Source organism: Pantoea sp. XAF26B01_ASV70, from assembly GCF_054512635.1.
The window spans coordinates 244,944-270,776 of record NZ_JBTNCJ010000002.1 but is presented as its reverse complement, the minus strand read 5'-3'; the positions used below and the strand labels follow the sequence as shown (position 1 = coordinate 270,776).

Here is a 25,833-nt window from a genome sequence, read left to right as displayed (position 1 = left end):
TCAGTTCTGGCCATTGGGAATCAATTTTGTTAAGAAAAAATCATAAAACCGACGATGCCGGTTTTGTCCGCTGGGCATTACTGGCCCTCGCGCTGGGCGGCTTTGGCATCGGTACCGGTGAGTTCATCATGATGGGCCTGCTGCCAGATGTTTCACGCTCCCTTGCGATTACCGAGCCGCAGGCGGGCAACGCTATCGCCAGTTACGCACTGGGCGTGGTGGTCGGTGCGCCGTTTATTGCGGTGCTGGCGGCGCGAATGGCGCGTAAATCGCTGCTGCTGATCCTGATGGCGCTGTTCAGTATCGGTAATGTTGCCAGCGCGATGGCCGACAGCTATCACGGCCTGCTCGTGGCGCGTTTTCTGACCGGACTGCCTCACGGCGCCTACTTTGGTGTGGCGTCGCTGGTGGCCGTTTCGCTGGTGCCGATTGAACGTCGTGGCCGCGCGCTGGCGTCACTGATGCTGGGACTGACGGTAGCGACCCTGATTGGTGTGCCGCTGGGCTCCTGGATAGGGCAGTTATTTAGCTGGCACGTGGTGTTCACCTTTGTGGGCGCAATTGGACTGCTAACCTGCCTGCTGATTGGCCGCTATGTTCCTTACACGCCTGGCGATGTGGATGCGCATCCGCTGCGGGAACTGGGCGCGCTGAAAAACGCGCAGGTGCTGCTGACCCTGCTGGTAGGGGCGGTAGGATTTGGCGGGATGTTCGCTATCTTCAGTTATATCGCGCCGACGCTGATTAACATTGCTGGCATCTCTCCCTCGCTGATCCCCTGGGCGATGGTGGCGTTTGGGCTGGGAATGATTATCGGTAATCTGGTGGGTGGCCGTCTGGCTGATGGCCCGGTGCTGAATATTATTGGCTGGACGCTGTTATGGAACGTGCTGGTGATGCTGGCCTTCCCGGTGCTGGTTCAGCATGTGGCAACCGGCCTGCTGGCCACATTCCTGATCGGCACCTGCTCAGTGTTGCTGCCGTCATTGCAGATTCGCCTGATGGATGTCGCCAATGAGTCGCAAACCCTGACGGCTGCGATGAATCACTCGGCGCTGAACATTGCCAATGCGATGGGCGCTTATCTTGGGGGCCTGACGGTGTCGCTTGGCTATGGCTGGATCTCAACAGCGTGGGTGGGTGTTGCGCTGGGCGTGGCCGGTCTGATGGTGTTTGTGCTCACGACGCGACATGCTGCCCGTCAGCAGACTCAACTGGCCTGAGTTCTATAAAGCAGGGCGCAGCGATACTGTTTATCGCTGCGCTTTATTAGTACAGGGCCGCCGTATTATTTTTCAGCAATAATTAACCGCACTATTATTTACTCTCTGACCGTTCAGCGAAAATTATCATTCTGTCAGCCCTGATATTTCAAAATGCTCGGAAAATCAACAGGGGCGCTCCGGACGTCTGGATGTTAAAAGTAAATTAAAATAATGTTTGCTAATGTCGGCGAGGCGTGGCTTAATAGCGTCATCGGTTTGGAACACAGACCTTATCAAAGCAGTTTTAGTAAAGCAGTCCTCAGTGCAAGCGATATCACAAGATACCCTTATTCATGAGTCTCCTCCTAAAAGCCTGGTAAGTTACCTTCTGAAAGACAGGCCATCTTCGCCACTTTGTGGCTCATAAATTAAGGAATTATCGATGTCTAATAAAATGACTGGTTTAGTAAAATGGTTTGACGCTGGTAAAGGTTTCGGTTTTATCTCTCCTCAGGATGGCAGCAAAGATGTATTCGTACATTTCTCTGCAATTCAGAGCAACGATTATAAAACTCTGGACGAAGGTCAGCAGGTCGAATTCACTATTGAAAACGGCGCTAAAGGTCCTTCAGCGGCAAACGTTGTCCCTATGTAAGCCTTAATTATCAATGGTGCTTATCAACGCGTGATGGCAATAGCCTGAGCAGATAAGCCTGATATTGATAATTAATTAAAACCCGCCTTGTGCGGGTTTTTTGCGTTGATGGTTTGCCAGATGCTTACGCGATGTTTTTTGCCCGCGCCAGATATCCGCGCGGGCCAGTAAAAAAATGTTCAGCGCACGCTGGCGACCAGCCACTGCTGCAATTCTGTCAGCTCCGCGCGTTGCTCCGGAAAATCCGCAATAAGCTGATTCAGCACCGGTTCAAGGGCATCGGGCCTATAGGTCACACCCTGCAACCGCTGCGCCAGCGCTTCCAGCGGCGCAGGGTTGAGGCTGTCGCTGAAGATCTGACAGCGGCTGATCACGCCGCGTTCTACATCGAAATGAATCTCCACACCGCCCCAGACAAAACGCTGGTCCAGCAGATGCGAGAAATCGGGTGCCTGACCGAAATTCCACTCCCAGCTACTCTGCTTTGCGAACTGCTCTCTGAAACCCGGCAGATCGGGCAGGGCGTCGGGAGAGATCCTCTCTGGCTCACAGCGCTCACCGTAATAGTTGAAAAATGCGTCCGTCACCGCGGAGCAGATCGCCTGATAGCTGATACCCGGCGTTAACTCCGCCAGATTGGTCACTCTGGCGCGCACTGAGGTAATCCCCTTCGCCTGCAATTTCTTCACATCCGGATTAAGGTAATCCGCCAGGCGAGAGAGGTCGGCATCCATCAGAATAGTGCCGTGATGGAAACCGCGATCCGGCGTTTCACGGTAGGCTGAACCGGATATTTTGCGCAGCCCGTCAGCGGTGTTCACCACTAAGTCATTACGGCCAGAAGCCTCCGCGGGTACGCCAAGCGAAGTCAGTGCGCGCAGGATGATCTCAGTCGAGACGCTTTTATCATACTCCGGCTTGCCGGCCATAAAGGTAAAACAGCAATTGCCGAGATCGTGAAACACCGCGCCACCGCCGCTGCTGCGACGTGCCAGCCGGATGCCATCTTCCGCCATGCGTCGGGTATTGCACTCTTTCCAAGGATTCTGTGCCCGCCCGATCACCACCGTTTCCGCATTACGCCACAAAAACAGCACCCGCTGGGTGGCCGGCATCTGGCGGAAAATGCACTCTTCTACCGCCAGGTTAAACCAGGGATCGTTGGATTCAGATAACAGTAAACGCAGCGTGGACATCGGTGACTCCCGTTCCTTAAGAGAAGAGGCCCATAAAGCAGGGCAGAAGGCAGAGTGTACCAGCCGGGAAACGGGACTACATGCCTCTTCATGCCGTGATGCTGCGGCAAAAAAAGATAAAATGCCGTCTGCAGAGTAATCGCGGCAGATTGGTGTACGACATTATGACAATATGGATAAGGAGTGTGCTGATTCCCCTGCTTATTTTCCCTTTTGAGAGAACAAAAATCGTATGAACGCTTCCGCTGGCATAGCGATGAAGATCACCGCTGCATTAAGTAGCACGCTGATGCTGGCCTGTGTAAAAGAACTCGATGGGGCGATACCGGTCGGCGAAGTCATATTTTTTCGCTCGCTGCTGGCACTGGTGCCGCTGTTAATCTGGCTGCGCTTGCAGGGCAGCGTGCTGGACGGCATTCGCACCCGCAATATCCGGGGGCATTTTGTGCGCGGGCTGGCCGGAACCGGTGGACTCTATTTCAGTTATCTGTCGCTGCTCTACATTTCTCTGACCGACGCCACGGCTATCAACTATGCCGCGCCGCTGTTTACCGTGCTGCTGGCGGCGCTATTTCTGCGCGAAAAAGTGCGTCACCATCGCTGGGTCGCGGTCTTTACCGGTTTCAGTGGCATTCTGGTGATGTTCTCCGGGCATCTCACACTGACACGTCAGGCAACATTTTCCCTTTCTGCATCGGCGGGTATTCTGCTGGCGTTGATGGCGGCCTTCTGTACCGCCTGTGCGCTGGTGCAGATCCGCTTTCTTAACGGCAAAGAGAAGCCGGGCGCCATCGCTTTCTGGTTCGCTATTACCACGGCCTTAACATCGCTGGTCACGCTGCCAGGCGGCTGGAAAGTGCCGCATGGCAATCAGCTGGCATTACTGGTGGGATGTGGGCTGCTGGGCGGTATTACTCAGATTCTGATGACTCTGAGCCTGCGCTATGCCGAAGCGTCGTTGCTGGCCCCGTTCGACTACACCACCTTAATCTGGTCAGTGGCGGTGGGTTATCTGCTGCTCGGCAATCTGCCAACCTCCACTACGGTGATGGGTGCGATTCTGGTGGTGGCAGGCGGCCTTTACTCGGTGCTGTATGAGCGTTACCGCTTCCGTAAAGCGCGGGTAGTTAATGCCAGTCGTTGATCGGCCCGTCCGGCATCGCCTTGTTATTTCCAGAGTGATAACGCAGAGTTAATAATTTGTGATCGCGGCGAAGGAACAGTCGGCTGCATTCGTTTACGTTGTGAGCAATCAGAATGTAATCGATTACTTATTCGTGAGGTTCCCATGATTGCAACAGTGCAGGAGAGAGCAGGCCAGCAGATGCAGCATAAGCTGCTGGTGCCGCGCCTCTCTCTGATGATGTTTATGCAGTTCTTTATCTGGGGCAGCTGGTCGGTGACGCTGGGGCTGGTAATGACCCGTCACAACATGCCGTTGCTGATTGGGGATGCGTTTTCGGCCGGACCTATCGCCTCAATTCTCTCGCCGTTTGTGCTCGGTATGCTGGTGGATCGCTTTTTTCCCTCGCAGAAAGTGATGGCGGTGATGAACCTGGCGGGCGCAGCGATTCTCTGGTTCGTGCCCCAGGCGCTAATCGCGGAGAATGGGGCGCAGCTGATCGCACTGTTATTTGGCTATACACTCTGCTTTATGCCGACCCTGGCGCTCTCAAATAACATCGCCTTTCACAGCCTCGCCAGCAGCGAGAAAAGCTTTCCTATCGTCAGAGTCTTCGGCACCATCGGCTGGATCGTGGCGGGGATCTTTATCGGCGTAACGGGCATTGCTGACAGCGTGGCAGTGTTCCAGCTGGCGGCGCTCTGTTCTGTATTGCTGGCCATCTACAGCCTGACGCTGCCACATACGCCGGCTCCGGCCAAAGGATTGCCGTTAAAAGTTCGCGATCTCTTCTGCGCCGATGCCTTCGCACTGCTGCGACTGCGTCATTTCCTGGTCTTTGCGCTGTGTGCCACCCTGATCTCGATTCCGCTCGGCACCTACTACGCTTTTACCGCCTCCTGGCTGGCGGATGCCGGTATCCGGGAAGTCAGCACCCTGATGTCACTGGGTCAGATGTCTGAAATTGTTTTCATGCTGATCATTCCACTGCTGTTCCGCCGTCTTGGCGTAAAAGTCATGCTGCTGATTGGCATGACAGCGTGGTTTGTCCGCTATGCACTGTTTGCGCTGGGCATGAGTGATGAGACGCGCACGCTGATTTATCTGGGCATTCTGCTGCATGGCGTCTGCTATGACTTCTTCTTTGTGGTGGGATTCATCTACACCGATCGGATCGCCGGTGAAAAGGTCAAGGGGCAGGCGCAGAGCATGGTGGTGATGTTCACCTACGGCATCGGCATGCTGCTGGGATCGCAAATCTCCGGTGCGCTCTACAATCAGCTGGTGGCGGGTAACGCCAGCGCAGAGAGCTGGGCAATATTCTGGTGGATCCCTGCCGTGGCTGCTGCGGTGATTGCGATTATTTTCTTCTTCTCATTCAAATACCGTGATTAAGCGGTAACTGAAATCAGGAGTCACAGATGAAAACAGTTAAGGGACCCGGCATCTTCCTGTCACAGTTCATCACCACCCAGCCGCCTTTTAACTCGCTGACGGGGCTGGCGGAGTGGGCCGCCGGGCTGGGATACCGGGCACTGCAGATCCCCTGCCACCAGCCCGCTATTTTCGACCTTAAGCAGGCAGCGGTCAGCCAGACTTACTGCGACGAGGTGCGGGGAACACTGGCCGGTTTCGGGCTGGAGATCAGTGAGCTTTCAACGCATCTGGAAGGGCAACTGGTTGCCGTGAACCCCGCATACGATCTCGCTTTTGATAATTTTGCGCCTGCCGCGCTGCGAGGCGATCCCGCCCGGCGCACCGACTGGGCCATCGCTACGCTAAAGCATGCGGCTGCTGCTTCTGAAAAACTCGGCCTGCGCGCACATGCCACCTTTTCCGGCTCGCTCGCCTGGCCCTGGTTCTATCCCTGGCCGCCACACCACGAAGCCCTGTTTGATGAGGCGTTTGCTGAGCTGGCGCGCCGCTGGCTGCCGGTGCTGGATAGTTTTGACCATCACGGTGTGGACCTCTGCTATGAGATACATCCCGGCGAAGACCTGCATGACGGTGTCACGTTTGAGCGCTTTTTGTCAGAGGTGAATCACCACCCGCGCTGCAATATCCTGTTCGATCCCAGCCATCTTCTTCTGCAACACATCGACTATCTGCAGTTCATCGACCTCTATCATCCGCGTATCAAAGCCTTTCACGTTAAGGATGCGGAGTACCAATTAAGTGGACGCAGCGGAGTATATGGCGGTTATCAGCCGTGGCTGGCGCGCGCCGGACGCTTCCGCTCGCCGGGCGATGGCCAGATCGACTTCAGCCGCATTTTCAGCAAACTTGCCCAGTACGACTATGACGGCTGGGCGGTGCTGGAGTGGGAGTGCTGTCTGAAGGATGGCGAGACCGGGGCGCGTGAAGGGGCAGAATTCATCCGCCGGCATATCATCCCGGTGGCTGACCGCGCTTTTGATGATTTTGCTTTATCAGAGAACGCCCCTGCGGTGCGCCATCAGCTGGGTCTGGATCGCGACGTCTGAGGCGGCATGGATTCAAAAGTTTTCTGCGGGTGAGTTAAAAACAGAGGGATCGCTATGTCTATTCAGAAAATCGCCCGGATGGCGGGTGTTTCGGTTGCCACTGTTTCCCGGGTGTTGAATAACAGCGACAGCGTAAAACCGGCTAACCGGCAGAAAGTCCTTGAGGCGATCGAAGAGAGCAACTATCAGCCTAACCTGCTGGCGCGCCAGCTGCGCACGGCGCGCAGCTCGATGATTCTGGTTCTGGTTTCCGATATCTCTAACCCGTTCTGCGCGGAGGTGGTCAAAGGCATTGAGGAGCAGGCGGAGAAAAATGGCTATCGCATCCTGTTGTGTAACTCGGGCGCGGATATTGCCCGTTCGCGATCCAGCCTGCAACTGCTCTCCGGCAAGATGGTGGATGGCATTATCACCATGGATGCATTCAGCAAGCTGCCGGAGCTGAGCCAGCTGATAGGCAGGGCACCCTGGGTTCAGTGCGCCGAACATGATGATAATGGCCAGATCTCCTGCGTCGGGATTGATGATGACGTCGCTGCGCAGTCAGTGGTGCACTATCTGGCCGGACAGGGACGTCAGCGCATTGCGCTGATCAATCACGACCTCCGCTACCGATATGCCCGCCTGCGTCAGCAGGGCTACGCATATCAACTCAAAGAGCAACAACTCGCATGGCAGGCCATCGCTTACGCCAGTGAGTTAAGCTTCAGCGCCGGTAAAGCCGCGATGAATCAGCTGCTGGCGGGCGAGACACGACCGGACGCCGTGTTTGCGGTTTCCGATACGCTGGCAGCGGGTGCCATGGCGGCGATACAGCAGGCGGGTCTGCGGATACCTCAGGACATTGCCGTGGTGGGTTTTGACGGCAGTGAACTGGCCGACATGGTATCGCCGCCGCTGACGACTCTGGCTCAGCCCTCCAGGGAGATTGGCCGTCGTGCCTGTGAGCTGGTGCTGCAAAAAATCATCCGGCCAGACTCTCTGCCACAATGTGTGATCATGCAGGGTGAGCTGGTGGTACGAGCCAGTAGCTGAAGGATTAATCCGCAAAACCTGGCCCCGCCATAACTTCGTCTTTATTGTCTACTAAAACGCGACAGTCATTGCCAGTTCACGCCATTGTGTGACTACCTGGTTTACTTATATGCTGTTTCCATCGAAGGGCATTCGCACTTCCCGAATCAACGAAGGGGCAGAATATGATTGAGCAAAGATTGTCAGAGCAACGCGGCGTGGGCGATCACGGCTGGCTGAATTCACGTCACACCTTCTCTTTTGCAAACTACTGGGATCCAAAGCAGGCGGGCTTTTCAGATCTGCTGGTGATCAATGATGATCGGGTAGCCAAAGGTCGCGGTTTTGGCGCCCATCCTCACAGCAACATGGAGATTATCTCCTATGTCCTGGAGGGCGCGCTGGAGCATAAAGACTCCATGGGCACCGGCTCTGTGATTGTTCCCGGGGATGTGCAGCTGATGAGTGCCGGTAGCGGTGTAACTCACAGTGAGTTCAACCACTCGGGCACCGAGGGTGTTCACTTTCTGCAAATCTGGGTGGTGCCGGCAGAGAAAAATAGTCCGCCAGGCTACCAGCAGGTCTCCGTTAGCGAAGCGGATAAACGCGGTAATCTGCGACTGATTATTTCGCCGGAAGGTGAAAACGGCGCATTGCGGGTGCGCCAGGATATTCGCATCTATGCGGGACTGTTCCAGGGGGATGAGCAGCAGACAATCACTCTGCCGGACGACCGCTATGCGTATATTCATGTGGCGCGCGGCAGTGTCAGGGTAAATGGCCTGCAATTTAGTGCCGGAGACGGTGCGCGGGTTCGCAATGAGAAAACGCTGTCGTTCAGTCACGGTGAAGGAGCGGAGGTGTTGTTATTCGATCTGCGTCCCAACGAAGTGAATCATCCAACCCGTTAAAATGAAAACTGCGCGGCTGTCACCGCGCAGTTTTTTTGCATCACTGTGCGTTAAGAAACGCCAGCAGATCCTGATTCAGTTGATCCTGATGCGTCACCGCAAAACCGTGCGGCGCATTGTCATAAACCTTGAGTTCAGCACCCTCAATCATCTCCGCCGCCACTTTGCCGGTGGATTCAAACGGAACGATCTGGTCGTTGCTGCCATGAATCACCAGCGTCGGCACATTCACTTTCGCTACGTCAGCACGGAAATCGGTCTCAGCAAAAGCGGTGACGCAATCAACGGTGCTCTTCAGCGAAGCGAGCAGCGCGATGTTCAGCGTCTGCGTCATGACGCCATCAGAAACGGTCTGTCCGGCATTGGTACCATAAAACGGCGTAGCGAACTCTTTGATAAACTGCGCGCGATCCTTAAGCAGGCCATCACGAATCCCTTCAAACACCGACATATCGACACCCTGCGGGTAGTCTGCCGTTTTGCCAAAGATTGGCGTGACGGCACCCAGCAGCACCAGTGCCGCGACGCGATCGCTGCCATAGCTGCCGATATAGCGCGTGACGTCGCCGCCACCCATTGAGAAACCCACCAGCGTCACATTCTGCAGGTCGAGATGGGTGATTAAATCGTTGATGTCAGAAGCAAAGGTATCGTAGTTATTACCGGTCCAGGGCTGATCAGAACGACCAAATCCACGACGGTCAAAGGCGATAACCCGATAACCGTGCTCCGCCAGGAAGTTCATCTGGCTGTCCCACATATCGGCATCCAGCGGCCAGCCGTGGCTGAACAGAACCGGCTTACCGGTGCCCCAGTCTTTAAAGTAGATCTGTGTGCCGTCGGTCGTTTTAAAGGTGCTCATGGTATTGCCCTCTGTATGACGTGATGGATGAAAAGATGGTGTGCCAGTCATGCTGGCGCCACCAGATAGCGAACCTCGGGTGAATGTTCACCCTGATGAAAAGCGAAAACCCGTCGCTCTATCTTTTTGTCGTTGATGGTGTAGCGCTCTTTCTGACGCAGATGCTCGACCCAGGAGCCGACGACAAAGGTCTCAACGAAAATGCCGGGCTGCAGAATATCTTCATACAGTGACCAGTTGATGGCGCCACCGCGACGCCTGACCCGCCGCATATCCTGCATGCAGACGGTAAAGGCATGTGCATCATTAATAGTAATCCGGTATTCGTAATTCACCATCACCGGGCCGCGTTCGTGACGAATATCCAGTGCGGGCGCGTTAACGCCATCACCAATCATATCGAGATTGAGGTCGGGATCCTGGTCGAGCCGCCACCGCCAGACGGTGCTGCTGGCCAGCACCATGCCCAGTGCGGCGATGCAGAGCGACAGCGGAATGCTGAAGTGCGAGGCGAGCTGTCCCCAGAGTGCGCTGCCAGCGGTCATGGAGCCGAAGAACACCGTCAGATAGACCGCCAGCGCGCGGGCTTTTACCCATTTCGCGGCGCTGCGCTGTGCGCCGAGATTCAGCGTCGAGAGCACGGCAATCCAGGCAAATCCGGTAAAAAATTCACACGCATTCAGTAGCCAGAAGTGACGTACAAAAGCCAGAGCCAGCATGGTCAGGGCGAAAACAAGACTGGCGAGTACCATCAGGCGATCGGAGCTCAGGCGACGACGCAGGCGTGGCAACAGCACCGCGCCGGAAATCGCGCCAACACCGATACAGGCCAGCATGATGCCGTAGCCGCCAGGGCCCAGGCCGAGTTCACGACGCGCCACCAGCGGCAGCAATGCCCAGCCCGCGCTGCCAAACAGGAAGAAGGCAAAGGTTCGCACCAGCACATTACGCAACACCGGTGCCGCGTGAACGTAGCGCAGTCCGGCACGCACCGCCGGAAAGAAGTGCTCAGGCGGGAGGCGCTGCACGCTCGGCTCCGCCTTCCAGCGCCAGAGCACCCAGGTGACGCCCAGCACTGATAGCGCATTCAGCAGGAAGACCATCCAGGGACCAGTGAACGAGAGGATCAGGCCACCCAGCGCCGGGCCGATGGCACGACTGATATTAATACCGAGTGAGTTAAGGGCAATGGCCGCGCCCAGCTCAGGTTTCGACACCAGATCCGGCACTACCGCCTGAAAGGGCGGTGAACTCATGGCGGCACCGGCGCTCAGCAAGAAGGCTGCCACCAGCAGCACCTCGGGAGTGACATGGCCGGTCCAGGCGAGCACCGTCAGTCCACAGGCGGCGATAAAGGTCCATAGCTGGGAAAACAGCAGATATTTGCGGCGGTCAACGATATCCGCCATCACGCCTGATGGCAGCGCGAACAGAAACATCGGCAGGCTGCTGGCCGCCTGCACCAGCGCCACGGCCAGCGGATCGGCACTCAGCGTCAGCATGCTCCAGTTCACACCCACATCGTTCATCCATGAACCGATATTGGAGACGACGGTGGCGATCCACAGCATGCGGAACACCGGCCTGCGTAGCGGCTGTAACGGCGAAATCTCGCCAGCGGCCTGGACCTCAGGCTGCTCCTGCTCCAGCTGGTGGATATCATTAACCTGCGCCATGACGAACCCCCTGATGTTTCACCGCGCCGATTCGCCAGCCGCCAGGCCCGGTCAGCGCCAGCGTGGTAAAGATAATCAGCAGCAGCCAGCCGAACTGGCCTTCCGCCAGTGACCAGCCAGGGTGTACCACCAGCATCGCGACCAGCAGCACCGCGATGATCGGCAGGCAGGCAATCCGGCTACCCCAGCCGAGAATAATAAAGATCGGGCAGATGACTTCTGCCACTATCGCTGGCAGCAGGCTCATCATCGGTCCCAGACCAAACGGGTCTTCTATACGCGTCAGTTCTTCGCTGAAATGCAGAATTTTCGGCAGTCCATGCACCTGTAACAGCAGCAGGCTGCCGGTCAGGCGCAGGAAGAACAGCCCCGCGTTGATGCGGGGCGATTGAGTGATAGCGTTATTCATGATTAAAACGCGAAGCAGCTGCAGCCGAGCGCGCCCCAGAAGGCGTTATCTTCGGCAACCGGAACGCTGGAACCACGGGCGATCTCATGCGAGTGGCGATGAACACCGCAGGGGCCGCTGCAGTGGTGCACAGCGGGCATCATACCCGCACGGCTCTGCGCAACCGGCGGAGCGCTGCGATAGTGACCAGGCACATTCACCACCGGTGACCACTCAGGCAGAACCGGAATAGCGGGCGGTGCATCCGCGCTGAACGATCCGGCGGCATAGACAATATTGCCATCCACCACCGTCAGCACTGACTCAATGCCTTTAATTTCCTCTTCCGGCACGCTGAAGAAGTCTTTACTCAGCACGGCCAGATCCGCCAGAAGACCTACCTGAATCCGACCTTTTTTATTTTGTTCGCTGGAGAACCAGGCGCTGCCCTGTGTCCAGAGCATCAGCGCCGTTTCACGGTCAAGGCGGGCATTGACGTCATACATCTGCATGCCGCCCACGGTGCGACCGGAAACCAGCCAGTAGAGCGCGGTCCAGGGGTTATAACTGGCGACGCGGGTTGCATCGGTGCCGAGTCCGACCGGGACGCCGGTTTCCAGCATTTTCTGAACCGGTGGTGTATGGCGGGTGGCTTCAATACCGTAGCGTTCGGCAAAGTATTCGCCCTGGAATGCCATGCGATGCTGCACCGCAATGCCACCGCCCAGCTCTTTGATACGATCGATATTACGCTGAGTAACGGTTTCCGCGTGGTCAAAGAACCAGTGCAGACCATTAAACGGGATATCGCGGTTGACCTTCTCAAAGACATCCAGCATCCGGCTGATCGACTCGTCATAGGTTGCATGCAGACGGAAAGGCCAGCGATGTTCCACCAGATGACGCACCACGCGCTCCAGTTCATCCTCCATGCCAGGCGCTAAGTCCGGACGTGGCTCCAGAAAATCTTCGAAATCGGCGGCCGAGAACACCAGCATTTCGCCTGCGCCGTTGTGACGGAAATAGTCGCTGCCCTGGCCTGGCGTCAGCATATCCGTCCACTTCTCAAAATCTTCCAGTTCATGCCCCGGACGCTGAGTGAAGAGGTTGTAGGCGATACGCAGCGTCATCTGCTTTTTCTGATGCAGTTCAGCGATCACTTCGTAATCTTCGGGATAGTTCTGGAAGCCGCCGCCCGCATCAATGGCGCTGGTCAGACCCAGTCGATTCAGCTCGCGCATAAACTGACGGGTCGAGTTGATCTGCTGTTCCAGCGGCAGTTTCGGTCCTTTGGCCAGGGTGGCGTAGAGGATCATCGCATTGGGACGGGCGATCAGCAGGCCGGTGGGATTGCCGTTGCTGTCGCGCTGGATTTCGCCACCCGGCGGGTTCGGTGTCTCTTTGGTGTAGCCGACGACTTTCAGCGCTGCGCGGTTGAGCAGGGCGCGGTCATAAAGATGCAGCACGAAGACCGGCGTGTCGGGGGCAGCTTCGTTGATCTCATCCAGCGTGGGCATCCGTCGCTCGGCAAACTGGAACTCGGTCCAGCCGCCTACCACACGCACCCACTGCGGTGACGGCGTGCGCAGCGCCTGCTCTTTCAGCATTCGCAGCGCATCGGCAACCGACGGCACCCCTTCCCAGCGCAGCTCAAGGTTGTAGTTCAGACCACCACGTATCAGGTGCAGGTGGGAATCGTTCAGGCCCGGTACGGCGGTGTGACCTTTAAGATCGATCACTTTGGTGCCGTCGCAGTGATACTCCATCGCCTCTGCCAGTGTGCCTACCGCAACGAATTTGCCATCACGAATCGCAACCGCTTCTGCCACCGGATTGCTGCGGTCAACAGTATGAAATTTGCCATGGGTCAGTATCAGTTCTGCTTTACCCAGCGTAACCATAGATCCTCCTCAACGGGGTTGTCCGACGTAGTGCGGGACAGGAAGTGCCGCAGATAACAGGGCACGAATAAGCCGGATTATGGTGAGCGGGTTAATGCGTCGTCTAGTTATACAGAGGGATACCTATACCTTCGTATAGTTATACGCAGAGATAATAGTTTGCCTTCGCCCGTCGCCCTACACTGCGACCAGACAGCCAGCAGCAGGACGTTAAACCTGCACTGACCGTCCTTTTGCTCCGCGCCAATTGGCGAAAATTCCGTTACATAACCTCTATGGGTGAACGCATGTCCAACGCTAAGCTTGAAGTCCTCACGCCACATAACAGCCAGATTATTTTCATCGACCAGCAGCCACAGATGGCCTTTGGCGTGCAGTCGATTGACCGCCAGGTGCTGAAAAACAACACCGTTGCGCTGGCGAAGGCGGCGAAAGTCTTCAATATCCCCACCATCATTACCACCGTCGAAACCGAAAGCTTCTCGGGCCACACCTATCCTGAACTGCTGGATGTGTTTCCGGGTCAGGACATTCTGGAGCGCAGCTCAATGAACTCCTGGGATGACCAGAAAGTGCGTGATGCGCTGGCCGCGAACGGCAAGAAAAAAGTGGTGGTGTCCGGTCTCTGGACGGAAGTGTGTAACAACAGCTTTGCGCTGTGCGCAATGCTGGAAGGGGATTACGAGATCTATATGGTGGCGGATGCGTCAGGCGGCACCACCAAAGAAGCGCACGACTACGCGATGCAGCGCATGATTCAGGCGGGTGTGGTGCCGGTCACCTGGCAGCAGGTCATGCTGGAGTGGCAGCGTGACTGGGCCAACCGTGACACTTACGATGCGGTGATGAACATCGCCAAAGAGCATTCAGGTGCCTATGGCATTGGTGTGGATTATGCCTACACCATGGTACACAAAGCGCCGTCACGTCAGAAAAGTGAACACCGTACCCTGGCACCGGTTCACGCACCGGTCCGCTAAGGGGCGTCCTGCTGATCGGCTTACGTCTGCCGGTCAGCAGGCATAACAGGAGTCCGGTTATGAATCCTTTACTGCTTTCTCTGGCTGCAGGGGTATTGATTGGCCTGCTTTACGGCCTGCTAAAGGTGCGTTCACCGGCTCCGCCCGCCATTGCGCTGGTGGGGCTGCTGGGGATGTTGCTGGGTGGGGCGCTGGTGCACGCAGTCTTGCCCGCAGAGCATACGACCACCCTGCAGCGATCGGATGCGCCGTTTGTTACACCTGTTTCGCGGGTAAGCTGAACATGTTGAAATCCTACATTATTTCTCTCACGGTGGGGCTGCTTGCCGGGGTAATCTATGCCCTGATCAACGTGAACTCTCCGGCACCTCCGGTTATTGCTTTAGTGGGGCTGTTTGGCATGCTGGTGGGTGAGCAGTTGATTCCGCTGGGTACGCGTCTGTTCCGCCGGCAGCCGGTGACGCTGAAGTGGTTTCGCCATGAGTGTGTGCCAAAAATCAGTGGGACACCGCCACCCGATGGCGATGACCACCCTTAAGTCCTCGCGTGCCGTACGATGAGGCGTTTCAGAGGATAACTGCATGGCGCTGTCACAGCGTATTGTCATTGTGGATGATGAACGCGCGGTCCGCAGTGGACTCAGCAATCTGTTGCATTCAGACGGCTATTCGACCCGACTATTTGAGTCAGGTGAGGCGCTGCTGAGCGATGACGATGCACTTTCAGAGGTGGGCATGCTGATCATCGATGTCGGACTCAAGGGCATGTCCGGCTTTGAGCTGTTCACTATTTTGAAACAGCGGGCAGGTCTGCCACCGGTGATTTTTATCTCAGCAGATCTGGAAGAGACCACCCTGTGGTATGCCATTGCCTTGGGTGCCGTGACTTTTTTGCGAAAGCCGATTGATGTTGATACGCTGCTGACACTGATCCGTTGCGAGTTATCTCAGGGAAAGGTGCGCTGATGAGCATGCTTTCGGTTAATTTTCAGGAGAGTGACGACGCAGGGATCGCGATTGAAGATTTCGACACGCTGACGCCGCTGGCGCAGGATGGCTGTCTGCTCTGGATGCTGGCGCGCCGTCACTCAGGTGAGTCACTGATAATCGCCACCGGACAGAGTGACGACGTCACGTTTCAGGCGACGCAGCGGTTGAAAAATGAACGAGCGCTGGCCGCTTATCTTTCGCCCCGCTGGGCCATCACCGCGACGGGCACCACCCGTTACCTCAACCGCTATGCGCTGATCTACCCCACGTTTCCGTTTCGCAGCCTGGCGAATAACCTCGCGACCCCTCCCGATAAAATCGCTGACTTCCTGCAGATTGCATTGCAGCTTTGCTACACGCTCGGCCAGGCGCATCATCAGGGCATCGTGCATGGGGATATCAAGCCGGGCCATTTTTTTATCAGTGACGAGGGCCGGTTCCGGCTGGGCGGATTTGGCCTCGCCTCGCTGGCGGCGCAGTCGGCGGAAAAAAACAGCCTGCGCGTCTCTGGCGGTACGCTGGCCTATATGTCACCTGAACATACCGGCCGCACGCCGCATCCGGTCAGTAGCCTCAGCGATCTCTACAGTCTGGGTGTCGTGCTGTATGAATATCTCACCGGTAAGTTGCCGTTTGGCTCACCGGATGCGGGGGAGGCGGAGTGGATTCATCATCACATCGCCAGCGCACCCCGGCCAGCCGGACAGGTCAGAGAGGATGTGCCGCCGATGCTCTCTGTGATTCTGCTGCGTCTGCTGGCAAAGTCACCTGCTGACGGGTATCAGACCGTGCAGGGGCTGATGGCTGATTTACGCCGCTGTCAGGCGACGCTGACCGCAGAAAACACCATTGCGCCGTTCACGCCCGGTCTGCAGGAGCGGTTCAGCACCAGTTTCCGGCCCGAGACACTCTTCACGCAACATCCGCAGGCTCGCGTGCTGCTGACGACGCTGGATGCGGTCAACCGTACTGGCACGCAGAGCCTGGTGATGCTGAGCGGTTCCCCCGGCTCGGGTAAGTCCGCCATTATCGCTTCCGCGCTGAAAACCCTGCAGCACCGACAGATTCTGCTGGCAGCCAGCAAGGCCGATCAACATTCGCCTGCCGCACCTTATGCCGCAGTCGCCTCAGCGTTTCGCACGGTTACGCTTTATCTGCTGGGATTGTCAGCCCTGGAGCTAAGCAAATGGCGGGTTCGCCTGTTGCGCTTGCTGGGTGGCTATACCGATTTAGCCATTGAACTGGTGCCTGAACTAAAACAGCTGCTGAATATCCGGACAGTGCAGCCGGTGGTGCGCCATGCTCCGGACGCCCGCGAGCAGTTTAATCAGATGGCGTCTGCGCTTATCCAGGCCTTTGCCACCCCGGGCCGTCCGCTGGTGATGCTGATTGATGATGTTCACTGGGCAGACAATGCCACGCTGCAACTGCTGGAAAATCTGATTACCCGTAATGAGCATCTGCCTTTTATGCTGGTGCTCGCCTTCCGGGAGGGTGAGTCGATGCCCTGTCCGATGATTGCCGTGTTTCTGCTGCGCCTCAGAGCATCAGCGGCACGTGTCGTGGCGCTGACGCCGCAGCCGCTCAGTGTTAAAAGCATCACCCGCTGGCTGGCGGGGATGCTGCATACCCGTCCCGGCGGCAATCGTGAGCTGGCACAGATTATCTTTGAGAAAACCGGCGGTAATCCACTCTCGATGCAGGAGTTCTTCCGTCAGGCGGTGGATGATGGGGTGATTGTCTATCGTCAGAATCCGCTGAAGTGGCATTACGACAGCCAGGCGCTGATTGCGCGTCAGTACACCGACAATGTGGCGACGCTGGTATTAAATCAGCTGGCGCGGATGCCGGAGGCTACACGCCAGCTGCTGGGTTCGCTGGCCTGTCTGGGGGCCAGCGGTGAACTGTCGCTATTAAGTCATATCAACGCGACGTCCGTATCGCGGATTCAGCAGCAGCTTGAGCCTGCCGTCAGCGGCCGTTTTATAACCCTGACTGGCGGGAACTACGCCTTTACCCACGACCGCGTGCACAACGCAGCGTTTTTACTGCTCGACCTCCGGCAGCAACACTCTCTTCATCAGCAGGCGGCGGCATGGCTGTCGGCCGCGGTGGTAAATGCCGATCACAGTGAGACGCTGTTCCGCGCGGCTTATCACATCGGCATGATTGCTGAACTGCCGCTTAGTGTCGCAGACCGTGAACGCTATTATCCCCTCTGTTTACGTGCTGCGCAGGGAGCGAAACGTGCCGGAGATTATCTCTCGGCGCTGCGCTATCTGCGCAGCGCCCAGCAACTCAGCCAGCGGATGGTGACCGGCAATGACTTTATGCTGGGCATCGATGAGGCGGAGTGCGAATTTCTGCACGGTAATCTCACGACCGCGCAAAAGCTCTGTACCCGACTGCTGAGTGAGCCAGGCACGCTCAGTGAAAAATCGATGGCAGCCTGTCTCTCTGCTGAAATTCATATGCGTCAGTCCGACAACCATCTGGCGCTGGAAACTGCGCTCGCCTGGCTGGCTGTCTTTGGTGTGCATCTCAGGCGTGATCCGGACGACGCGGAGATTAACGCCGCCTGGCAGGCGATCAGGGCGCGGATCGGCGATTCTCCGCAAGCGGCTTTTTCCCACCTGCCACGCAACACCGATCAGGAAACTGAGTCGGTGCTGAACCTGATGGCCAGCACCATTTTTGTCTCCGCCTACGACTGCCCGCAGCTGCATCTGTTGCTGGTCTGCCGGATGCTGGAGATGACGCTGGATCACGGCGTGACCGGTGCTTCTGCGTTTGGTCTCGCCTGGTTCAGCGTGCTGATCAGCGAACGCTATCAGGCCTGGCATTTTGGCTATGCCTGTGGTCGGGTGGCCCGTGAGCTGGTGGAGCGGCATGACTTTACCCGCTATAAAGCCCGCACGCTGCTGCCTCTGGATCAGCTGGGGATCTGGACGCAGCCGCTGGATGTGGCCGTAGAGAGTGCCCGTGATAGTTTTCGCGTCGCGGTGATGCACGGTGACCGTTCCTTTGCCTGCCTCTCGTTGCGTCATCAGATCATGAACACGCTGACACGCGGCGATCATCTGGAGTCGGTCATGACCTCCATTGAGCGCGGACTCGCTTTTACCCGCAAAACCTTTTATCCCGATGTTGAAAACGTGCTGGTCATGCAGAAGCAACTGGTGATGCAACTGCGGAACAGCAACGGGTTCAGGGCAGGCGATCGCGATGGCGCTTTGCCGATGGTGGCGGGCAGCGAGCCGGGCGTGATCTCTGGCCCAAAAGCGATGGTGCTGTTCTGGGCGGGGTTGTATCGGGGAATGGCACATTTCTTTGCGGCAGAATACCGGGAGGCGCTGCGCTGTTTTGCAGAAATTCGTCCGCTGACCAGCGCAGTGCCCGCTTACATCTACCTGATGGATATGCATTTTTACAGCGCACTATCGCTGAGCCTGCAGCCCGGTGCGGCTGACAGCAACACGCTGCGCTGCGATCTGGACAAATTTGCGGGCTGGGCCGACCTCAATCCCGGACTCTTTGCTGATAAATATGCCCTGCTCAGGGCAGAGTGTGCCCGTCTTGCGGGCAACACGGGCGAGGCGCTGAAACAGTATGAAAATGCGATCTGTCTCTCCCGCCAGGGGGGATATCTGCACATTCATGCGCTGGCGAATCAGCTGGCTGGCCGCTACTGCAAAGCATTACAGCTAGATACCGCCGCCGATGCCTACGTTAAAGCGTCGATGAGAAGCTGGGAGAGCTGGGGCGCGCTGGCGATGGTGCGCCAGCTTGAGCAGCACTATCCGCATCTGACCACGCCGATGCAAAACAGTGCAGTGGCGACCATTCCCTTTACGCAGGATGCCTCGTTCTACGACCTGGAGAGTGTGCTGACCGCCGTGCGCGCCCTGACGGAGGAGATCAACCTTGATCGGTTGATTCATACCCTGATGCGCATCCTGCTGGAGCGGGCCGGGGCCCAGCGCTGTCGGCTTATCCGGATTCTGGATGGTACGCTTCCGGAAACGCAGGCCTGGGCAGAAAGCACGGCTGATGGCGTGCGGGTGCAGATTGTCAAAGAGCGCCCCGTCGCAACTGACCTGCCGCTATCGGTACTGGCCGCGGTGATCCGTACCGGTCAGGAGATACGTACTGGCAAGCCGGAAGAGTTCAGTCCGTTCAGTCAGGATCCTTACCTGGTGGCCTCGGGCGCTGCGGTGTTATGTGTTCCGATGTTCAGGCAGGCCAATATGGTTGGGGTGCTCTATCTGGAGAATCGCCTGATGCCTGATGCGTTCACGGCTGAGCACTCCCACATTGTTAAAACGTTGAGTGCTCAGGCGGCAGTTTCGCTGGAGACGGCGCGCCTCTACGCTGAACTGCTGGAGGAGAACAACCATCGGCGACGGGTTGAGAAGCAGCTACGCGCCAGCAAAACCTCGCTGATGCTCGGCGAGAAGATCAGCCATACCGGCACCTGGCGCTGGGAAGTGGCAGAGGACATGATGATGGTGTCTGAAGAGTATGGCCGTATTCTGGGCCTGCCAGCCCATCAAAAAGGGTTGTCGATGGCAGATTTTCTGACCCGCGTTCATCCCGATGATTATGAGTGCATCAGCGAACTGGTGACGCACAGCGTCAGTCAGGGACGTAGTATGCAGGCTGAGTTCCGTGTGCTCAGGCCGGATGGGGAATGCCGTTATATCAAAGGTATCGGAGAGCCGGTAGAAAACTTCCCCGAGGTGAAAGAGTACTTCGGCACCATTTCCGATATCACCTCGCAGCGCCAGGCAGAAGATGCCGCGCGCATGGCACAGGCGGATCTGGCCCGTGTAACCCGCGCCACCACAGTCGGGCAACTGACTGCCTCAATCGCGCACGAAATTAACCAGCCACTGATGTCGATCGTGGCCAATGCCGGTGCCAGCCTGCGCTGGTTAAAGCGTGAACCGGTGATGCTGGAGAATGCCAGCAGCAGTCTGGATGAAATTATCAAAGAGGGAAAACGTGCCGGAGAGATAATTCGTGGCCTGCAGGCGCTGACCCGCAATCATGAATCGAGCTTTGCCTCGGAAAACCTCCATCTGATCGCCCGCGATATCCTGGCGCTCTCCAGAGTGGAGCTGGAGCGACGCGGAATTTCGCTGGAGCTGAAACTAAGGGCCGGAAAGGCGGATATCTATTGCGACCGCGTTCAGATTCAGCAGGTGCTGCTGAATCTGGTAATCAATGCCATCGATGCCATGTCCGACGATTTACCACGCGCGGCGCTTTTGCGGCTGACGTCAGAGAACCCTACGCCGGACACGCTGCGTTTTGAGGTGCTGGATAGCGGCTGCGGCTTGCCGGATGGCGTGCGTGAACGGATCTTTGAGTCGTTCTACACCACGAAGAAAAGTGGCATGGGCATGGGATTAACCATCAGCAAAGGGATTATCAAAAAGCATTGTGGTGAATTAGGCGCAGAGAACCGGGCGGAAGGCGGCAGCCGTTTCTGGTTCACTCTGCCACTGGGATAATCGTATTGAGGCCAGGTGTCTGCCTGGCCTTAGCGGCGTCGGGTATGATCAATATTGAGCCGCTCTGCCGCCCGCACCAGATCGGTGAGCGACCGCGCCTTCATTTTCTCCATCACCCGCCGCTTGTGAACTTTAGCTGTGATCTCACTAACGCCCATTTCGGCGGCGATCTGCTTATTCAGCAGGCCGCTAATCGCCAGCAGCATGACCTCGCTTTCACGCGGTGTCAGGGTCTGATGTCGCTCCAGTATCTCCCTTCGCTCCTCGGAAGAGGCCATATTCTGCCCGGCGATCTGTAAGGCTTCTGCAACCGCCTGCAAAATACGATCGGGATCGACAGGTTTAGTCAGAAACTCATAAGCACCGGTTTTCATAGCCCGCACTGTGACCGGAATAGTCCCGAAGCCGGTTAAGAAGATAGTGGGAATGGCGTAGCCACGATCGATCAATGCCTGTGCGACATCAAATCCATCTGCACCCGGCAGATTAATATCCAGAATCAGGCAACAGGGAAGGGGAGTAAAAGCGTGAGCCAGGAAATCATCAGCCGAAGAAAAAGAGATAACCGTGTAATCGTCGGCAGTGAGCAGATTACGCAGTGCAGCAGTCACAGCAGCGTCGTCGTCAACGATATAAACGATGGGATTCATAGGGACCTCATTTCAGCCAGGTATTTACTGATAATTTAATTAAGCATGACGCGTAAAGAGGCCCTGATGAGAATGTGTCGGGCAGGGTTAACAGGATATTACCATAACAGTTATCATTATCATCTTATAATTATCAGCTTGTTAAAATTAAGATAAATGGCTGATAGGTATGACTAAAATGTGAGCGTCAACTCTGGGGTGGAGCGCCACTGTTCTGGGCGTAAATGCTGATAACTGTCATTTGATCGACATAGCTATGCCATAAATTGTTCGCTCACTCACGGGCAGGAGAATAGTCCCGTTTAATAGCTAAAATAATCCATAAACCCGTTATCCAGATTAAATCGTTTCAGCCTGATATGTACTGGAATAAGTTAGTGGCGGTACGTAATTAATTCGGAAGTAGTCTGTTAACTCGCGGCGGTCCTGATAATTAATTTGCCTGAGGGCAAAACGACGGATTGATAAGCGTGCCGATCATTACCCTGCGTCTTATAGCGAAATAAGCTAGTTGATTATATAGTTACAACATACATTGTGTTTGGTTATTAACCCCAAACTTCACCATTGTGCGGCAAATGCTTATCAACGCGAAGCCTCTGTGCCAGATTCTGACGATCAGCCGGGTAAAAACTGACCCGTTTTTAGCCGGTAAGAAGTCATTACATTTAAAAAAGCCTTATCTGTCAGCAAGTAACCTTGATAAGCGTAGCGGTATTCATGGCGTGGCTGCTAATCCTCACTAAGCTTGTGAAGCAACCCTTTAAATAGAGGGAGATTTTCCATTCGGTAGCTCGTCGCAATGTCGTCATGAGGCTTATATGAGTCAAAATTACTGCACCATTATCTACAATGGTGAACGGTTAAAAGGGTTAGCTGATCAACCGCTAATCGATTTTCTGGATGCTCAAGGGAAAAAACTACCTCATGTCTGTTACCACCCGGCGTTGCCACCGCTGCAAAGTTGTGATGTCTGCTGGGTAGATGCCAACGGCGAGCGGGTTCGCGGCTGCACGCTCCGCACTGAAGAGGGGCTGGAGGTGCAGAGTGAAGGCAGTGCGCTTAAGGCCGCGCAGCAGGAGGGAATGGATCGGCTGCTCAATCGTCATGAGCTTTACTGTACCGTCTGTGAGCACAACACCGGCGACTGCACGCTACATAATGCCGTGGCAGATATGCACATTCCGATTCAGTACTATCCTCATGAGCCCAAGCCCTACGCGAAAGATCATTCCAATCCTTTTTACACCTACGATCCTGACCAGTGCATCTTATGCGGTCGCTGTGTCGAAGCGTGTCAGAATGTCGAGGTCAATGAGACGCTGTCGATTGACTACACCCAGGCGCATCCTCGCGTGCTCTGGGATGGCGGAACGGAAATCGCCGGTTCCAGCTGCGTCAGCTGCGGACATTGCGTCACTGTTTGCCCGTGCAATGCGCTGCTGGAAAAAACCATGCAGCCAGATGCAGGCCCCTTTACCGCGATGGATGAAGGGCTGAAGCGTCCGCTGATCGACTTTGTTAAAACGCTGGAAAATAGTATCGGCATGGAGCCGATTACCGGCGTTTCGAAAATCGATGTGGCGCTGCGCCAGTCGGAGATCAAACGCACCAAAACCGTTTGCACCTATTGCGGTGTAGGCTGCAGCTTTGAAATCTTGACCCGTGACCGCCATATCCTGAAAGTTCAGCCGGTTGCTGAAGCCCCGGCCAACGGCATCTCGACCTGCGTTAAAGGTAAGTTCGGCTGGGATTTCGTCAACAGCCCGGAGCGCCTGACTACGCCGTTGATCCGCGAGAATGGCCACTTCCGGCCTGCCAGCTGGGATGAAGCACTACAGCGGGTTGCCGAAGGATTACAGGGTATCGCTCAGAATTGTGGAGGCGATGCGATTGGCTTTATTGGCTCAAGCAAGGCCAGCAATGAAGAAGCCTATCTGACCCAAAAAATCGCCCGTTTAATTTTCGGCACCAACAACGTTGATAACTCCTCGCGCTATTGTCAGAACCCGGCCACAGAAGGGCTGTTCCGCACGGTGGGCTACGGCGGAGATGCCGGGACGATTAAGGATCTGCAACAGACCGATTTGATCGTGCTGGTCGGCAGCAACCTGGCCGAGAACCATCCGGTGATTGCTTCACACATCAAACAGAGCCACAAACATCGCGGTCAGAAACTGCTGGTCGTTGATCCGCGCCGTCATGAAATGGCGGAACGTGCTGACTGCTATCTGCGCATCCGACCGGGTACTGACCTGGTCTGGGCCTCGGCGATGGCAAAATATATGTTCGATCACGGTTATGCGGATGAGGCTTTTCTGGCCCAGCGGGTCAACCAGGTTGATGAGTACCGCGCCTCACTCGCTCCCTTTACGCTGGCCTTTGCCAGTGAGAAATGTGGACTGAGTGAATCAGAACTGATTGAAGCAGCGGAAATGATCGGCCAGGCGGGCAGCGCCTGTGTGTTGTGGGCGATGGGAATTACCCAGCACAGCCACGGGGCAGACACCAGTACGGCGCTGTCGAACCTGCTGCTGGTCACCGGTAACTATGGCCGGCCTGGCACCGGCGGTTATCCGATGCGCGGACACAACAACGTACAGGGCGCCAGCGACTTTGGCTGCCTCAGTAATCTCTATCCCGGCTATGAAAAAGTCACTGACCCAGCGGTGCGCGAAAAATGGGCGCGTGCCTGGGGCGTCTCACCTGAAGCGCTTTCCGATCAGCCTGGTGCTGATAATTTCAAAATGGTGCAGCAGGCCGGTGAAGGCAAAATTCGCGCGATGTATATCACCGGTGAAGAGACGGCGTTTGCGGATGCCGATGCCACTTCGGTGCATGCCGCCTTCAGCAAGCTGGAATTTATGGTGGTACAGGACATTTTCATGTCACGCACTGCCGAATTTGCCGATGTGGTGCTGCCCGGTGCGCCCAGCGTGGAGAAGGAGGGCACCTTTGTGAACACCGAGCGGCGGATCCAGCACTTTTCACCCGTCATGAAGCCGCTGGGTGATTGTCGGCCCGACTGGGAGATCTTTACCGATCTCGCCGCCCGTCTCGGTCATCCGTGGCATTACCCGAACCCAGGCGCGATTATGGCGGAAGCGGCAGGCATCGCAGAGGTTTTCGCGGGTGTCAGCTATGAGCAACTGGTCGGCTGGCAGTCCCAGCTCTGGCCCGTCAGCGCCGCAGGCGAAAGCACGCCGCGACTCTACACGGAACGGTTTAACTTTCCGGATGGCAAAGCGCGACTCTATCCGCTGAGCTGGCAGCCGCCCGCGGAGCAGGAGGATTCACAGTATAATCTGCTGCTGAATAATGGCCGGATGCTGGAGCATTTCCAGTCGATGAATCAGACCGGGCAGGGTGGCCGCATGATGTCGCTGTCGCCTAATGCCTTTGTTGAGATCTCGCCGGAGCTGGCCGCCGAGCGCGCGCTGAACGAAGGAGAGTGGGTACGCATTACCTCGCGGCGCGGATCGCTGGATGTGCCTGTCGTGATCACTGAGCGTGTGGCAGGAAACGTACTGTTTATGCCGATTCATCATGGCAAAGATGGCGTCAACGCCCTGACCGGCGAACATCATGATCCCGACGTCAACACACCGGCTTATAAAGAGATTGCCGTAAATATGAAGCGCGTTGATCGCCGGTCGCAGCCTAATCCGGTGCCACTACACAACTTCCGTCACGGCAGTCGTACGCCGCTGGATCACCTGCCGATAGAGCAAAAATGGCAGCAGGCTGGCTATCGGGAACCGCCTGAACATGTCGAAAAACCGGAGAAATTCTAATGGCAGAACGGATGAAATATCAGGTCCCGCCGACACCTACCGAGCCGACCGCCCGGGAGGCGATGGATGAGCTAATCGAAAATCTTCACCAGCACGGTTTTCTGCGGCTGGCGAACGACCTGGTTAAATCAAATAGCGAGGTGGGGAAAATCCTGGTTTCGGGCCTTAATCAGCCAGGTACGCAGAACGCGCTGCAGAATCTCTCGATACTGATGATGACGCTGGGCAGCGTGCCGCCAGAACGGTTTAATCATCTGCTGTTGGCCGTCCGCGATGCCGCGATGGCCGTTAAACCAGCGCGCGATGAGGCCCGTCAGGATAAAGCCGCGCCGGGCATCCGCGGCATTATCCGGTTACTCAATGATGAGGATCTGTGGCGCGGACTGCGCCCCATCTTCGCGGCGCTTGAAGTCTTCTCACAACAGATTGACCGTGAAGAGCAGAAGCCGATTACTCGCTTCAGTGGCAAGCCCACACGGGAGTAGTTCAG

At 56.4% G+C, this 25,833-nt stretch carries 20 protein-coding genes; 14 read left to right on the top strand and 6 right to left on the bottom strand.

The genetic code is table 11. The features are described from left to right. The first annotated feature begins 26 nt into the window (after positions 1 to 26). Together ACX8ZY_RS20755 and cspE are read left to right on the top strand one after the other, a co-directional pair. Positions 27 to 1,223, top strand: a complete 1,197-nt coding sequence (locus ACX8ZY_RS20755) for an MFS transporter (protein ID WP_421665510.1) — start codon at positions 27 to 29, stop codon at positions 1,221 to 1,223. A 424-nt stretch (positions 1,224 to 1,647) separates the two neighbouring features. Beyond that, entirely contained in the window at positions 1,648 to 1,860 is a 213-nt protein-coding gene (gene cspE, locus ACX8ZY_RS20750; protein WP_003855207.1) for a transcription antiterminator/RNA stability regulator CspE, read from the top strand. Between the two features lie 179 nt (positions 1,861 to 2,039). On the opposite strand, the gene ACX8ZY_RS20745 is transcribed toward cspE, so the two are convergent. Beyond that, positions 2,040 to 3,056 carry a lipoate--protein ligase A gene (locus ACX8ZY_RS20745; RefSeq protein WP_010247208.1) on the bottom strand — a complete coding sequence of 339 codons (1,017 nt, stop codon included), beginning with the start codon at positions 3,054 to 3,056 and terminating at the stop codon, positions 2,040 to 2,042. A 232-nt stretch (positions 3,057 to 3,288) separates the two neighbouring features. On the opposite strand from ACX8ZY_RS20745, the gene ACX8ZY_RS20740 reads away from it, so the two are divergent. From ACX8ZY_RS20740 to ACX8ZY_RS20720, 5 genes are all read left to right on the top strand, one after another. After that, positions 3,289 to 4,200, top strand: coding sequence for a DMT family transporter (locus ACX8ZY_RS20740; protein ID WP_031292565.1), 912 nt, complete (start codon positions 3,289 to 3,291; stop codon positions 4,198 to 4,200). Between the two features lie 144 nt (positions 4,201 to 4,344). After that, complete coding sequence (locus ACX8ZY_RS20735) at positions 4,345 to 5,574, top strand: MFS transporter (protein WP_022624777.1); 1,230 nt, start codon at positions 4,345 to 4,347, stop codon at positions 5,572 to 5,574. Positions 5,575 to 5,600: 26 nt separating this feature from the next. Continuing rightward, on the top strand, positions 5,601 to 6,662 hold the full coding sequence (locus ACX8ZY_RS20730; protein WP_421665509.1) for a sugar phosphate isomerase/epimerase family protein: 1,062 nt from the start codon (positions 5,601 to 5,603) through the stop codon (positions 6,660 to 6,662). A gap of 54 nt (positions 6,663 to 6,716) precedes the next feature. Continuing rightward, positions 6,717 to 7,697 (top strand): LacI family DNA-binding transcriptional regulator, encoded by a 981-nt coding sequence (locus ACX8ZY_RS20725; protein ID WP_421665508.1) that lies wholly within the window; start codon positions 6,717 to 6,719, stop codon positions 7,695 to 7,697. Positions 7,698 to 7,861: 164 nt separating this feature from the next. Continuing rightward, the gene (locus ACX8ZY_RS20720) at positions 7,862 to 8,587 is read left to right on the top strand and encodes a pirin family protein (RefSeq protein ID WP_010670327.1); all 726 of its coding nucleotides are present in this window, start codon (positions 7,862 to 7,864) and stop codon (positions 8,585 to 8,587) included. Positions 8,588 to 8,627: 40 nt separating this feature from the next. On the opposite strand, the gene ACX8ZY_RS20715 is transcribed toward ACX8ZY_RS20720, so the two are convergent. Genes ACX8ZY_RS20715 through ACX8ZY_RS20700 form a run of 4 tightly spaced genes read right to left on the bottom strand, consistent with a single transcriptional unit; the run spans position 8,628 to position 13,414 of the window. Beyond that, positions 8,628 to 9,449: an alpha/beta fold hydrolase gene (locus ACX8ZY_RS20715; protein ID WP_010247190.1), complete on the bottom strand. Its 822-nt coding sequence runs from the start codon at positions 9,447 to 9,449 to the stop codon at positions 8,628 to 8,630. A 47-nt stretch (positions 9,450 to 9,496) separates the two neighbouring features. Beyond that, entirely contained in the window at positions 9,497 to 11,125 is a 1,629-nt protein-coding gene (locus ACX8ZY_RS20710; RefSeq protein ID WP_421665507.1) for an MFS transporter, read from the bottom strand. Further along, entirely contained in the window at positions 11,112 to 11,534 is a 423-nt protein-coding gene (locus ACX8ZY_RS20705; RefSeq protein ID WP_010670329.1) for a DoxX family protein, read from the bottom strand. The genes ACX8ZY_RS20710 and ACX8ZY_RS20705 overlap by 14 nt, the downstream gene beginning before the upstream one ends. Before the next feature lie 2 nt (positions 11,535 to 11,536). Beyond that, a complete protein-coding gene (locus ACX8ZY_RS20700; RefSeq protein ID WP_022624300.1) occupies positions 11,537 to 13,414 on the bottom strand; it encodes an amidohydrolase in 1,878 nt (625 codons plus the stop codon). A gap of 287 nt (positions 13,415 to 13,701) precedes the next feature. Here ACX8ZY_RS20700 and ACX8ZY_RS20695 point away from each other — a divergent pair, with 287 nt between their 5' ends. Genes ACX8ZY_RS20695 through ACX8ZY_RS20675 form a run of 5 tightly spaced genes read left to right on the top strand, consistent with a single transcriptional unit; the run spans position 13,702 to position 20,899 of the window. Continuing rightward, the gene (locus ACX8ZY_RS20695; protein ID WP_010670331.1) at positions 13,702 to 14,394 is read left to right on the top strand and encodes a hydrolase; all 693 of its coding nucleotides are present in this window, start codon (positions 13,702 to 13,704) and stop codon (positions 14,392 to 14,394) included. Positions 14,395 to 14,453: 59 nt separating this feature from the next. Beyond that, on the top strand, positions 14,454 to 14,675 hold the full coding sequence (locus ACX8ZY_RS20690; RefSeq protein WP_033773924.1) for a XapX domain-containing protein: 222 nt from the start codon (positions 14,454 to 14,456) through the stop codon (positions 14,673 to 14,675). Between the two features lie 2 nt (positions 14,676 to 14,677). Continuing rightward, positions 14,678 to 14,932: a XapX domain-containing protein gene (locus ACX8ZY_RS20685; protein ID WP_010247172.1), complete on the top strand. Its 255-nt coding sequence runs from the start codon at positions 14,678 to 14,680 to the stop codon at positions 14,930 to 14,932. Positions 14,933 to 14,975: 43 nt separating this feature from the next. After that, on the top strand, positions 14,976 to 15,359 hold the full coding sequence (locus ACX8ZY_RS20680; RefSeq protein WP_010670332.1) for a response regulator transcription factor: 384 nt from the start codon (positions 14,976 to 14,978) through the stop codon (positions 15,357 to 15,359). Beyond that, positions 15,359 to 20,899, top strand: a complete 5,541-nt coding sequence (locus ACX8ZY_RS20675; protein WP_421665506.1) for an AAA family ATPase — start codon at positions 15,359 to 15,361, stop codon at positions 20,897 to 20,899. The genes ACX8ZY_RS20680 and ACX8ZY_RS20675 overlap by 1 nt, the downstream gene beginning before the upstream one ends. A gap of 29 nt (positions 20,900 to 20,928) precedes the next feature. Here ACX8ZY_RS20675 and ACX8ZY_RS20670 read toward each other — a convergent pair whose 3' ends face one another. Next, positions 20,929 to 21,549 (bottom strand): response regulator transcription factor, encoded by a 621-nt coding sequence (locus ACX8ZY_RS20670; protein ID WP_033760375.1) that lies wholly within the window; start codon positions 21,547 to 21,549, stop codon positions 20,929 to 20,931. An 821-nt stretch (positions 21,550 to 22,370) separates the two neighbouring features. Here ACX8ZY_RS20670 and fdhF point away from each other — a divergent pair. Both fdhF and ACX8ZY_RS20660 read left to right on the top strand, forming a co-directional pair. After that, complete coding sequence (fdhF, locus tag ACX8ZY_RS20665; RefSeq protein WP_421665505.1) at positions 22,371 to 25,343, top strand: formate dehydrogenase subunit alpha; 2,973 nt, start codon at positions 22,371 to 22,373, stop codon at positions 25,341 to 25,343. Next, a complete protein-coding gene (locus tag ACX8ZY_RS20660; RefSeq protein WP_187513783.1) occupies positions 25,343 to 25,828 on the top strand; it encodes a helical membrane plugin domain-containing protein in 486 nt (161 codons plus the stop codon). The genes fdhF and ACX8ZY_RS20660 overlap by 1 nt, the downstream gene beginning before the upstream one ends. Positions 25,829 to 25,833: the final 5 nt, after the last annotated feature.